The organism is Corynebacterium sp., assembly GCF_012838985.1.
In the GTDB taxonomy this organism is placed as follows: domain Bacteria; phylum Actinomycetota; class Actinomycetes; order Mycobacteriales; family Mycobacteriaceae; genus Corynebacterium.
Map to the genome: position 1 here is coordinate 1 of NZ_DUOE01000052.1, position 11,652 is coordinate 11,652.

11 protein-coding genes are annotated in these 11,652 nt (G+C 68.5%); 5 read left to right on the forward strand and 6 right to left on the reverse strand.

Translation table 11 applies throughout. The features are described 5' to 3' along the window. Positions 1-17: 17 nt before the first annotated feature. A complete protein-coding gene (fbaA, locus tag GXZ33_RS03150; protein ID WP_291339391.1) occupies positions 18-1,049 on the forward strand; it encodes a class II fructose-bisphosphate aldolase in 1,032 nt (343 codons plus the stop codon). A gap of 61 nt (positions 1,050-1,110) precedes the next feature. After that, complete coding sequence (locus GXZ33_RS03155; protein ID WP_291339392.1) at positions 1,111-2,292, forward strand: FUSC family protein; 1,182 nt, start codon at positions 1,111-1,113, stop codon at positions 2,290-2,292. A gap of 3 nt (positions 2,293-2,295) precedes the next feature. Here the strand turns inward: GXZ33_RS03155 and GXZ33_RS12640 are convergent, their stop codons facing one another. The 3 genes from GXZ33_RS12640 to GXZ33_RS03170 all read right to left on the reverse strand — a co-directional run bounded on the left by GXZ33_RS12640 (position 2,296) and on the right by GXZ33_RS03170 (position 5,141). After that, positions 2,296-2,973 carry a PRC-barrel domain-containing protein gene (locus GXZ33_RS12640; protein WP_363236836.1) on the reverse strand — a complete coding sequence of 226 codons (678 nt, stop codon included), beginning with the start codon at positions 2,971-2,973 and terminating at the stop codon, positions 2,296-2,298. Between the two features lie 315 nt (positions 2,974-3,288). After that, positions 3,289-4,014, reverse strand: a complete 726-nt coding sequence (locus tag GXZ33_RS03165) for a PRC-barrel domain-containing protein (RefSeq protein WP_291339393.1) — start codon at positions 4,012-4,014, stop codon at positions 3,289-3,291. Positions 4,015-4,289: 275 nt separating this feature from the next. After that, positions 4,290-5,141, reverse strand: a complete 852-nt coding sequence (locus GXZ33_RS03170) for a hypothetical protein (RefSeq protein ID WP_291339394.1) — start codon at positions 5,139-5,141, stop codon at positions 4,290-4,292. Between the two features lie 103 nt (positions 5,142-5,244). Here GXZ33_RS03170 and GXZ33_RS03175 point away from each other — a divergent pair, with 103 nt between their 5' ends. Beyond that, a complete protein-coding gene (locus tag GXZ33_RS03175) occupies positions 5,245-6,537 on the forward strand; it encodes an adenylosuccinate synthase (protein WP_291339395.1) in 1,293 nt (430 codons plus the stop codon). Continuing rightward, on the forward strand, positions 6,538-7,563 hold the full coding sequence (locus GXZ33_RS03180; RefSeq protein ID WP_291339396.1) for an ATP-grasp domain-containing protein: 1,026 nt from the start codon (positions 6,538-6,540) through the stop codon (positions 7,561-7,563). Here the strand turns inward: GXZ33_RS03180 and GXZ33_RS03185 are convergent. The 3 genes from GXZ33_RS03185 to GXZ33_RS03195 are packed head-to-tail and all read right to left on the reverse strand — an operon-like array spanning position 7,539 to position 9,847. Beyond that, the gene (locus GXZ33_RS03185; RefSeq protein WP_291339397.1) at positions 7,539-8,021 is read right to left on the reverse strand and encodes a GNAT family N-acetyltransferase; all 483 of its coding nucleotides are present in this window, start codon (positions 8,019-8,021) and stop codon (positions 7,539-7,541) included. The two genes, GXZ33_RS03180 and GXZ33_RS03185, sit on opposite strands and share 25 nt — an antisense overlap. A gap of 21 nt (positions 8,022-8,042) precedes the next feature. After that, positions 8,043-8,477 (reverse strand): GNAT family N-acetyltransferase, encoded by a 435-nt coding sequence (locus GXZ33_RS03190; protein WP_291339398.1) that lies wholly within the window; start codon positions 8,475-8,477, stop codon positions 8,043-8,045. Positions 8,478-8,479: 2 nt separating this feature from the next. Next, positions 8,480-9,847, reverse strand: coding sequence for an FAD-dependent oxidoreductase (locus GXZ33_RS03195; protein WP_291339399.1), 1,368 nt, complete (start codon positions 9,845-9,847; stop codon positions 8,480-8,482). A gap of 481 nt (positions 9,848-10,328) precedes the next feature. On the opposite strand from GXZ33_RS03195, the gene pta reads away from it, so the two are divergent. Next, on the forward strand, positions 10,329-11,652 hold a 1,324-nt coding region (gene pta, locus GXZ33_RS03200; RefSeq protein ID WP_291339400.1), incomplete at its 3' end, for a phosphate acetyltransferase.

Here is an 11,652-nt window from a genome sequence, read left to right on the forward strand (position 1 = left end):
ACCCGGAGGATCACCCTATGCCTATCGCGACTCCTGAAATCTACAACGAGATGCTCGACAAGGCCAAGGAGGGCGGCTACGCCTTCCCGGCCATCAACTGCACCTCCTCGGAGACCATCAACGCCGCTCTGCGCGGCTTCGCCGAGGCCGAGTCCGACGGCATCATCCAGTTCTCCACCGGTGGCGCCGAGTTCGGTTCCGGTCTGTCCGTGAAGAACAAGGTCGCCGGCGCCGTCGCCCTGGCGTCCTTCGCGCATGAGGCCGCCAAGCACTACGGCATCAACGTCGCCCTGCACACCGACCACTGCCAGAAGGAGGTGCTCGACGAGTTCGTGCGCCCGCTGCTGGCCATCTCCCAGGAGCGCGTCGACGCAGGCGACCTCCCGCTCTTCCAGTCCCACATGTGGGACGGTTCCGCTGTCCCGATCGACGAGAACCTGTCGATCGCGCAGGAGCTGCTGGAGAAGTCCCGCAAGGCGAACATCATCCTCGAGATCGAGATCGGTGTCGTCGGCGGCGAGGAGGACGGTGTCGAGGCCAAGGCCGGCGCCAACCTCTACACCACCGAGGAGGACTTCGAGAAGACCATCGACGCCATCGGCACCGGTGAGAACGGCCGCTACCTGCTGGCCGCGACCTTCGGCAACGTCCACGGCGTGTACAAGCCGGGCAACGTGCAGCTGCGCCCGGAGATCCTCCTCGAGGGTCAGAAGGTCGCCCGCCGCAAGCTGGGCCTGGGCGATGACGCCCTGCCGTTCGACTTCGTCTTCCACGGTGGCTCCGGCTCCGAGAAGGAGAAGATCGAGGAGGCGCTGCGTTACGGCACCATCAAGATGAACGTCGACACTGACACCCAGTACGCGTTCACCCGTCCGATCGTCACGCACATGTTCCAGAACTACGACGGCGTGCTGAAGATCGACGGCGAGGTGGGCAACAAGAAGGTCTACGACCCGCGTTCCTACCTGAAGAAGGCCGAGCAGTCCATGTCCGAGCGCGTCCTCGAGGCCTGCCAGGACCTGCACTCCGTGGGCAAGACCATCAAGTAGTCTTCTCCACCCTGTAGAAAGCCCCGCCCCCGCGCGGGGCTTTCCGCGTTAGTGTCGAGGCATGGCGAAACTGAGGATCGGCACCCTGGAACGACTCCGCCAGCTCGAGGGCTCGCTGGAGTCGCGGGCACTGCGCGTGCGGAAGCGTTTCTTCCGGATCGTGCAGGTCGCGGTCGGGGCGGGCGTGGCCTTCTGGGTGGCGCAGTCCCTCATCGGTCACCCGGCGCCGTTCTTCGCGCCGATCACGGTGATCGTCATCCTGGGGCTCAGCGGCGGTGACCGGATCCGTCGCGCACTGGAGCTGTCCTTCGGCGTCGTCGTCGGCGTCGGTCTCGGCGACCTGCTCGTCCACTACACCCCCGACGGCCTGTGGAAGATACCGCTCATCGTGGGCATCTCCCTGTTGGTGGCGTCGTTTCTGTCGAAATCACCGTTGGTGAGCAACCAGGCCGCGATCGGTGCGATCCTCATCGCGACGATCCTGCCGCCCGGCGCGGAAGGGGGCGGCCCCGACCGTATGCTCGACGCCTTCGTCGGCGCGGCGATCGGTCTGCTCACGCTCGCGCTGCTGCCGTCCTCCCCACTGAGTTCCGGGCGGGAGGAGGTGTCGAAGCTGCTGGGTATCGGTTCCTCCGTGCTTGACGACGTCGCCCTCGCCCTCGACACCCGCGACGCCGCCGCCCTGGACCAGGCGGTGGAGGCGATCCACGACACGCAGAACGACATCAACAACATGCTCTCCGCCGCGGAGGTCGGCCGGGAGATGACGGTCCTGTCCCCGCTGCTGTGGGGCTCCCGGCGCCGGGTCCGGTCCCTGGAGCGCATCCTGCCGGCCGTTGAGTCGCTGATCCGCAACAGCCGGGTGCTGGCCCGCCGGGCGCAGGTGCTGTGCCGGGACCGCGACGTGGTGTCCACCCGCCTGGTCAACATCGTCGACGAGCTCGCCGACATCGCGGCGTCGCTCGCGGACGTCTTCGACGTGCGCACCCCCTCCAACGAGGCGCAGGACATCCCGGACCTGGTGCGTCGCCTGCAGGTCATCGGCTCCCGCACCGGCATGGACGCCGTCAGTCAGGGGGCGGTGCTCTCGGAGTACGTCATCCTCGCGCAGGCCCGGTCGATCACGGTCGACCTGCTCGAGGTGTGCGGCTGGTCGCGGCAGTCCGCCACGTCCGCGCTGACGCCGACGTCACAGACCCCCGCCTACCCGCCGGAGATGTGGCCGGGTATCGGGGATCAGTGACGGTCAGCTGATGTCGTCCTCCCGGTAGCGGAGGGGGCGGGAGCCGCGGATCTTCCCGCGGGTGGCCTCGGCGCGGCCGCGGTCGGCCTCCTCGTTCTGGCGCTCCCGGGCCTCCTTGGCGTAGGGGCGCTCGGCGGTCTCGTAGTCGCGGTACTGCTCGCGCGGCTCGTCGCTCATGCCGTGGGCGCTGGTGCCGCGGGCGGCCCGGTCCTCCGGGGTGCGGTCGAGGCCGAGGCGGTGGTCGGATTCGGCACGCAGCCGGTCAGCGGACGCGTCCGTGAGGGGGCTGTGGTCGCCGAAGCCGTGGACGGCGACGCCGGGGGCGAGGGTGCCGGGGGACTCGAAGGGCTCGTAGACCTCCTCGGCGCCGGTGGTGTCGGTGAGCCCGAAATGGGCGTTGATGCGTTCCTGTTCCTCGTCGCTGAGGTGGGCCTCGTCGTCGATGTCGGGGGCGTCCTTGATGAGGTCCTTGGAGAATGCGAGCTGGAGATTCTCGCCGTCGAGGCGGTGTCCGCGGAGGGGCACGATGCTGGAGTCCATGCCGAAGAGCCCGTGGGCGACCTCGACGAAGTCGGGCTGGCCGGTGGTGTCGTTGATGTAGACCTCGGTGACGGAGCCGAGCTTCTCACCGTCGCGGTCAAAGGCGGTGGCGGTGACGAGGTCTGCGATGTTGCGGTTCATGACGTTGTTCCTTTCGAATCAGGGAGCACAGATAGCTCCGGATAAATCCGAGTGTAGGAACCGTTTGTGATCCAGGCCACTGTCCGTGGCGGGTCCGGCGCAGGCCATTGCATTCGGCGGAAAGTGGACTACAATCCCCGTGCTTACCTGGAAATATGTACCGACAGGCATGGATTCGGCAGGTGGGGGAGGTGGGCTTTCCGGGGCGGTCTTCGGGGATGGCGGGCGAGGGGCCGGGTGGCGTCGAAAAGCGTGGACTGTGGGATTGATCACAGGGCCGACCCCCGGTGGGGATCGGCCCTGTGTCGGGTCGGCCTAGAGGTCGGTCTCGTCGACCCGCTGGACGCGGTAGCGGCGGAGTCGGACGCCCCGCTCCTCCTCGTCCCCGCGGGCCTCCTGGGCGTAATCGCGCTCGGCGGTCTCGTAGTCACGGAGCTGCTCGCGCGGCTCGTCGCTCATGCCGTGGGCGCTGGTGCCGCGGGCGGCCCGGTCCTCCGGGGTGCGGTCGAGGCCGAGGTGGCGGTCGGACTCGGCGCGCAGGCGGTCGGCCGGGGCGCTGGTCTCACGGTCGTGGTCGCCGAAGCCGTGGACGTCGGTGCCGGCCGGCATGTCGCGCATGTCGCGATCGCGGAGCTCGGCGTCACGGACCTCGCGCTCCAGGTCGCGGTCGTGGTCGAAACGGTCGCCGTGGTCGTCGTCGAAGACGTGGCGCTCGTAGACCTTGGAATCCGGGGTGCCGTCCAGTCCGAAGTGGCGGTAGATGGTGGCGTGGTCCTCCTCGGAGAGGTGCTCGTCGTCGCGGATGTCGGGGGCGTCCTTGATGAGGTCCTTGGAGAATGCGAGCTGGAGATTCTCGCCGTCGAGGCGGTGTCCGCGGAGGGGCACGATGCTGGAGCTCATGCCGAAGAGCCCGTGGCCCACCTCGACGAAGTCCGGCTGGCCGGTGGTGTCGTTGATGTAGACCTCCTTGACGGAGCCGAGTTTGTCACCGTCGCGGTCGTAGGCGGTGGCGTTGGCGAGGTCTGCGATGTTGCGGTTCATGATGTCGTTCCTTTCGGGGCCGTGGGGTGGCTGTGGCCCCGAGGGTAGGAGCGGTCGGTGGTGTCCGCCAGGAAAAATCAGGCTCCGCGCCGGCGTCTTGCATTCGTGGGGGAGTGGGTTACAATCCCGCCGCTGGGCTGGGGACATATCCCGCCGTTGATGGATTCCGCTGGTCAGGTGGGTGAGGGGTCTGCACGTGCCCGCCCCGCAAAATGTGACGGCGACCACAGGGTCGCGACCCCCTCGCCGAAACCTCCCGCGTGATTCTAATCACATTAGGGTCGGATGATCTGAAGGTCCCGCAGGTGACGGTAGAAGGTGGAACGCTCCAGCGGGCGCTTGTGGCGCACGCCGTCGATGGTCACGGCCAGGGCCGGGCCCCCGGCCTGCACGGCGCGGCCCGTGGCCAGCGAATCCGGATCCAGCGGGGTGGAGCCGCTGAAGCGGTGCGCCAGGCGCTGGCGGAAGTTCAGCTCCAGCTTCTCGGGTTCACGCATCCGCACCGCGGCGATGCCGGGGGCGTCGAGCATGGGGACCAGCCGGGCGCCGAAGACGCCGTCGAAGGGCACGCCCTCCCGGGCCTCGTGGCGCAGCAGGACGTGGTCGTTGACGATGACCTCCGCGGTGATCTCCCCGGGCTCCCAGGCGGTGATCGTGGCCGAGCCGGCGACAGCGATGCCCAGGTCAGTGCGGATGAGCGGCACCGGGCGCACCGTGCCGTCCAGCGCGACGGTCCAGGGGTCGTCCAGCCCCCAGTTGCGGGCGGCGACGGAATCGCCGACCGGCACGAACGCGACCTCGGCCCACAGGTAGTCGCCGCGCATCATGCGGGTGAGCACGGCCGACAGGGCTGCGTCAGTGCCCACGACCACCACGCGCAGCGGCTCCGGCAGGTGCGGGGCCTGTGGGGCCAGGGCGGGGGTGGTGAGGTGCTCGACGTCGGGCTGACGGGCGATGTCGTCCAGCGACGGGGTCGGATCCTCGGGGAGGAGGTCGTGCGCGGCGTCGTCGAGAAGCGAGAGATCACGCCGGCCCGGAATCGCCGGCAGGGACACCACGGTGCCGGGCAGACCGTCCGGAATTTCAGTACCACCAGTGTCGCCACAGCGCAGGATCACCATTCGCATGAGGTTTGATACTACAAGGAGTGCGCGAGGTAGTAGAATGATAAGCCGTCTGTGGCTGCAACCAGCCACGCGTTCCCGAAACTTGAGCGGAAGTGACCCAATAATGGCTGCAATCGTGATCGTCGGCGCCCAGTGGGGCGATGAAGGCAAGGGTAAGGCCACCGACATCCTGGGCGGCGAAGTTGACTACGTGGTCAAGCCCAACGGCGGCAACAACGCCGGCCACACCGTCGTCGTCGGCGGCGAGAAGTACGAGCTGAAGCTCCTCCCGGCGGGCGTGCTCTCGGAGAACGCTGTCCCGATCCTCGGCAACGGTGTCGTCATCAACCTGGAGGCCCTCTTCGAGGAGATCGACGGCCTCGCCGCCCGTGGCGCCACCCCGGAGCGCCTGCGCATCTCCGCGAACGCCCACCTCGTCGCCCCGTACCACCAGGTCCTCGACCGCGTGCAGGAGCGTTTCCTGGGTAAGCGCGCCATCGGCACCACCGGCCGCGGCATCGGCCCGGCCTACGCCGACAAGGTCAACCGCATCGGCATCCGCGTGCAGGACATCTTCGACGAGTCGATCCTGCGTCAGAAGGTCACCTCCGCGCTGGACGTGAAGAACCAGATCCTGGTCAAGATGTACAACCGCAAGGCCATCGACCCGGAGAGCATCGTCGAGTACTTCCTCAGCTACGCTGACCGCCTGCGCCCGATGGTCGTCGACTCCGACCGCATGCTCAACGAGGCCCTCGACGAGGGCAAGCGCGTCCTCATGGAGGGCGGCCAGGCCACCATGCTCGACGTCGACCACGGCACCTACCCGTTCGTCACGTCCTCCAACCCGACCGCCGGCGGCGCCTGCGTCGGTTCCGGCATCGGCCCGACCCGCATCACCACCACGCTGGGCATCATCAAGGCGTACACCACCCGCGTCGGCGCGGGCCCGTTCCCGACGGAGCTCTTCGACAAGTGGGGCGAGTACCTGCAGACCGTCGGCGGTGAGATCGGCGTCAACACCGGCCGTAAGCGCCGCTGCGGCTGGTACGACTCCGTGATCGCCCGCTACGCCTCCCGCGTCAACGGCTTCACCGACTACTTCCTCACCAAGCTGGACGTGCTCACCGGCATCGGCGAGATCCCGATCTGCGTCGCCTACGACGTCGACGGGAAGCGTTTCGACGAGATGCCGACCACCCAGACCGACTTCCACCACGCGGAGCCGATCTTCGAGACCATGCCCGCCTGGGACGAGGACATCACCGGCTGCCGCACCTTCGAGGAACTGCCGCAGAAGGCCCAGGATTACGTCCTGCGCCTCGAGGAGCTCTCCGGCTGCCGCATCTCCTACATCGGCGTCGGCCCGGGCCGCGACCAGACGATCGTGCGCCACGACATCCTCGCGGACAACTAGATGGCCACAGTCCTCCTGCTCGGGGACTCCGAGGAACTCACCGCCGCTTTCCGACGCCTCGGTGTCACCGTCCGCACCGCCCCTGCGGGTGGGGCAGGGGAGGGGCTGCGGGGGCTCGTCGAGAAGCATGGCGCCGACATCGTCGTGCCCCTGACGGAGGACGTCGACGTCGACGCCCTGGAGGCCCTCGAGGACTCCGGCGTGACCGTCGCCCCCTCGGCGCGGGGCTGCGCACTGACCGTGACGCGCGACCGCCTGCGCACGACCGCCAACGAGGAACTCGGGTTGCCGACCACGGCCTACCACTTCGCCGACACCCGCGGGGAGTTCGCGGCGGCGGTGGAGGAACTGGGGCTGCCGTGCATCGTGAAGCCGGCGACCTTCGGCTCCGGCCACGCCGTCGTGCGCACGGAGGCCGACCTCGACGAGGCATGGCAGGGCAACCGCGTCATGGTGGAGCGCTTCGTCGACTTCGACCACGAACTCACCATGCTCGCCGTGCGCTCCGTCGACCACGCCACCGGCAAGCTGGCCACCTGGTTCTGTGAACCCCTCGGCCACACCCACCGGGAGGGGCAGCTCGCCGCCGCCTGGCAGCCGATGGAGGTCAACCAGCGGGCGCTCGAGAACGCCCGCTCCATGACCGCCCGCATCACCAACGCCCTCGGCGGGCGCGGACTGTTCACCGTCGAGATGTTCGTCGCGGGCGAGGACGTCTACTTCTCCGCCGTCACCCCGCGCCCGCACACGACCGGCGTGGTCACCCTGTGCACGCAGCGCTTCTCCCAGTGGGACCTGCACGCGCGCGCCATCCTGGGCCTGCCCATCGACACGACGCTCATCTCCCCGGGCGCCTGCGCCCCCTTCACGGGCTCACCGGAGACCACCGGCCTGGCGGCGGCGCTGGCCGTGCCGGAGTCGGACGTGCGCCTCTACGAGGGGGAGCAGGGCGTGGCGTTCGCCACCGCCGAGACCGTCGACGCGGCCCGCGACCGGGTGGCTCAGATGGCCAGCCTCATCGGCTGACGCTCGATCGGGCCGAGGGTGAAGGCCTCGCCGTAGGTCTCGAAACCGTGGCGGGAGTAGAACTCCACCAGCGGCCCTTGCGCATCGAGCACGATGTCCCGGTCCGGGAACGTCTCCCGCGCCATCGCCACGGCCGCGGCGAGGAGCTCCCCCGACAGGCCCAGGCCCCGGCCGGCGGGGGCGAGGCAGATACGACCCAGCTTCGCCACACCACGCCCGTCCACCTCCGCGTCAATCACCCGCGCCGCACCGAGCAGCGGCATGGGGCGCTGCGTCAGGTCGTGCAGCAGCAGGTGACGCGAGGAACCGTCGATGTCGACGTCCTCGATGTCGGTGTGGGCCCAGCCCTGCTCCGTCACGAAGATGTCCGCGCGCAGCTTGAGCAGCGCATGGATCTCATGGGCGGAGAGGTCGAAGAACCGGGAGACGACGGGGTACACGCGGGGGCTTTCGCTCATGCCCTCACCGTAACCCGTGGGTCAGTCCTTTTCCCGCCGCATGGGCTGGTGGGGGATGCCTTCGTCGTCGAAGAGTGCCCCCGCGGGGCGGAAACCGTGGGCCGCGTAGTAGTCGACGAGCGGGGCCTGCGCATCGAGCACCAGCGGGCGGTCCGCCCCCAGCTCGAGGGCCCGCTCCATGATCGCCCGCGCCAGGCCCGTGCCGCGGGCGGCGGGGGCGAGGCAGAAGCGGCCGAACCGGCGCTCCTCCCCCTCGGGGAACAGACGCGCCGTGCCGAGCAGCACACCCTCCGGCGACCACGCGCAGATGTGCAGCGTGGTGTCGAGGGCGTCGGTGTCGTCGATCTCGGCGTAGGGGCACCGCTGCTCGTGGACGAACACGTCGACGCGCAGCTTGTACAGCTGGTGCACCTGCAGCGGGGTGAGGTCCCGGAGGGGACCCGCGGTGATCCGCACCCCTAGATCTCGTACTCTGGGTGGGAGGAGAAGAGCATCTGGTCCCACTCGACGATCTTCTTGCGCTCGCGGCCGTCGGCCTCGCCGAGGGCACGCTCGGCGGCGTCGAGATTGTACCAGCCATCCCAGGTGGTCACGGCGATCTCCCGCTCGTGCAGCAGCTCGAGGATGGCCTCCGGCTCGGGGCGGGCGGGGGCGTCGAGAAGTCCCGCCTCGAAGTCCTCCAGCAGCATGGTGGTGGTGTCCTTCGCGTCGGACTTGGTGTTGCCGATCAGGCCGACCGGGCCACGCTTGATCCAGCCGGTGGCGTACAGGCCCTTGACCGGGGCCTCGGTGGCGGGGTCGAGGACGCGGCCGCCGTCGTTGGGGATGACGGCGCTCTCGTCGTCGAAGGGCACGCCCTCGACGGCCTCGGAACGGTAACCGACCGCGCGGTAGACCGCCTGCACGTCCCAGGTGGTGAACTCGCCGGTGCCGCGCACGTTGCCGGTGCCGTCGAGCTCGGTGCGCTCGGTCTTCAGCCCCACGACGCGGCCGTCCTCGCCGAGGATCTCCGCCGGCGACTCGAAGAAGTGCAGGAAGAGCTTGTTCCGCGCGCCCTTCGGCTCACGGATGGCGTAGCCCTCGAGGGTCTGGCAGACGAGGTCGACGGACTTGGACTCGCGGCGGGCGCTCTCGGAGGCCTCGTCATAGTCGATGTCCTCGGGGTCGACGATGACCTCGATGTTCTCGGAGTGGTCGAGCTCCTTGAGCTCGAGCGGGGTGAACTTGGCCTGCGCCGGACCGCGACGGCCGAAGACGTGGACCTCCTTCACCGCGGAGCGGGCGAGGTTCTCGTAGACGTTGTCCGGGATCTCGGTGACCTTGAGCTCGTCGGCGGTTTTGGCCAGGATGCGGGCGACGTCGAGGGCGACGTTGCCGACCCCGATGACGGCGACCTTCTCGGCGGACAGGTCCCAGTCGCGGGCGAAGTCGGGGTTGCCGTCGTAGAAGCCGACGAACTCGCCGGCGCCGAAGGAACCGTCGAGGTCGGAGCCCGGGATGCGCAGCTCGCGGTCGCCGGTGGCGCCGGTGGAGAAGACGATGGCGTCGTAGTAGTCACGCATCTCGTCGACGGTGAGGTCCTTGCCGATCTCGATGTTGCCCAGCAGGCGGATCTCCGGCTTGTCGAGCACCGCGTGCAGCGACCTGATGATGCCCTTGATGCGCGGATGGTCGGGCGCGACACCGTAACGGATGAGCCCGAAGGGGGCGGGCATGCGCTCGAAGAGGTCGACGGTCACGCCCTCGCCTGACTTCACGAGCAGGTCCGAGGCATAGATGCCGGCGGGACCGGCACCGACAACGGCGACGCGCAGGGGGCGGGACATGGTGGGGTGACATCCTTAAGTTCGGGAACAGGGAGATACTTTCGCTCCATACTACTGACCTCTGTGCTCTGCTATCCATTCCGGGGCGGGGGTGGTGATGGGGTGTGGTCCACAACGGTCACTGCCGGGCGATTCGCGGAAATTCGCAGGTGTGTCAGGGGCCCCGGGGGAGTGGCCGGGAACCCGCCGCCGGGCGGGCGGACATGAATCCAAATACACTCCCCAGGGGGTTGGTGTTACATCATTTCTATGGGTTGAGCTGCGGTGATGAATGCTTGTCGACGTCCGCGCGTCCCGTCCGGCGCCCGTTAACCGCGGGTATCGGTTTGTGGAATGTCCGGCTATGTCGTGTTAAGTCTGAAAATTCCTCACGGTACTTGTGTGGCGGAGGCGACATTCGTTATAGAATGGCGACCGATCACACACGAGCGGCGATGATGTGTTACCCCGGACACCCCGCTCAGCGACAGAAAGGTTACGCATGTCTGACCCGCGTTCAGCACTGCTCAGTGTCGTCAACCGCAACTTTGACGGTGTTGACATTGACGGCCTCGCCGCTTCCCTCGGCCTCACCGTCCACCGACTCGACGACCATGAGGCCAAGGTCGGCAGCATCGTCACGGCCGGCCTTCTCGACGGTGGCCCGGCGCTCGTCGTCGGTACCGGCAACCTGCACTTCGACGCGGAGATCGCCGCCGCCCTCGGCCTGCCGATCCTCCTGCTCACCGATGCCTCCGGTTCCCACGTCCAGCTCGCCGAGCGCCAGGCCAGGTCCCTGGACGCAGTCATCGCCGCCGCCGTCACCGAGGACGGGCTGCGCGACGTCGTGAAGATCAAGGAGGCCCTCAAGGTCTCCGTCTCCCCGGTCATGTCCCCGCCGGTCTTCGAGTCCTGGCTGCTGCAGCGCGCCAAGGAAGCCAAGGCCCACATCGTCCTCCCCGAGGGCGAGGACGACCGCATCCTGATCGCCGCCGGCCAGCTGCTGGACCGCGACATCGTCGAGCTGACCATCCTCGGCGACCCCGCCGACATCAAGAACCGGGCCGGTGAGCTCGGCGTCGACCTGGGCAAGGCCCACATCATCGACCACCTCGACTCCCCGCTCCTCGATGAGTTCGCCGAGGAGTTCGTCGAGCTGCGCAAGTCCAAGGGCGTCACCCTCGACGAAGCCCGCGAGACGATGAAGGACATCTCCTACTTCGGCACCATGATGGTCCACAAGGGCCTCGCCGACGGCATGGTCTCCGGTGCCGCGCACACCACCGCGCACACCATCAAGCCGTCCTTCCAGATCATCAAGACCACCCCCGACGCCTCCGTGGTCTCCTCGATCTTCCTCATGGTCATGCGCGGACGCCTCTGGGCCTTCGGCGACTGCGCCGTCAACCCGAACCCCACCGCCGAGCAGCTCGGCGAGATCGCCGTCGTCTCCGCGAAGACCGCCGCCCAGTTCGGCATCGACCCCCGCGTGGCCGTCCTGTCCTACTCCACCGGCGCCTCCGGCTCCGGCCCGGACGTCGACCGCGCCATCGAGGCCCTCCACAACGCCAAGCGCATCAACCCCGACCTCAAGGTCGACGGCCCGCTGCAGTTCGACGCGGCGGTCGACCCGGGCGTCGCGAAGAAGAAGATGCCCGACTCCGACGTCGCCGGCCAGGCCAACGTCTTCGTGTTCCCGGACCTCGAGGCCGGCAACATCGGCTACAAGACCGCCCAGCGCACCGGCTCCGCCCTCGCCGTCGGCCCGATCCTGCAGGGCCTGAACAAGCCCGTCAACGACCTCTCCCGTGGCGCCACCGTCCCGG

Bases quoted from the DNA above. Each gene is read 5' to 3' on its own strand.
- fbaA (WP_291339391.1), top strand. From the start codon at position 18: ATGCCTATCGCGACTCCTGAAATCTACAACGAGATGCTCGACAAGGCC.
- GXZ33_RS03155 (WP_291339392.1), top strand. From the start codon at position 1,111: ATGGCGAAACTGAGGATCGGCACCCTGGAACGACTCCGCCAGCTCGAG.
- GXZ33_RS12640 (WP_363236836.1), bottom strand. From the start codon at position 2,973: ATGAACCGCAACATCGCAGACCTCGTCACCGCCACCGCCTTTGACCGC.
- GXZ33_RS03165 (WP_291339393.1), bottom strand. From the start codon at position 4,014: ATGAACCGCAACATCGCAGACCTCGCCAACGCCACCGCCTACGACCGC.
- GXZ33_RS03170 (WP_291339394.1), bottom strand. From the start codon at position 5,141: ATGCGAATGGTGATCCTGCGCTGTGGCGACACTGGTGGTACTGAAATT.
- GXZ33_RS03175 (WP_291339395.1), top strand. From the start codon at position 5,245: ATGGCTGCAATCGTGATCGTCGGCGCCCAGTGGGGCGATGAAGGCAAG.
- GXZ33_RS03180 (WP_291339396.1), top strand. From the start codon at position 6,538: ATGGCCACAGTCCTCCTGCTCGGGGACTCCGAGGAACTCACCGCCGCT.
- GXZ33_RS03185 (WP_291339397.1), bottom strand. From the start codon at position 8,021: ATGAGCGAAAGCCCCCGCGTGTACCCCGTCGTCTCCCGGTTCTTCGAC.
- GXZ33_RS03195 (WP_291339399.1), bottom strand. From the start codon at position 9,847: ATGTCCCGCCCCCTGCGCGTCGCCGTTGTCGGTGCCGGTCCCGCCGGC.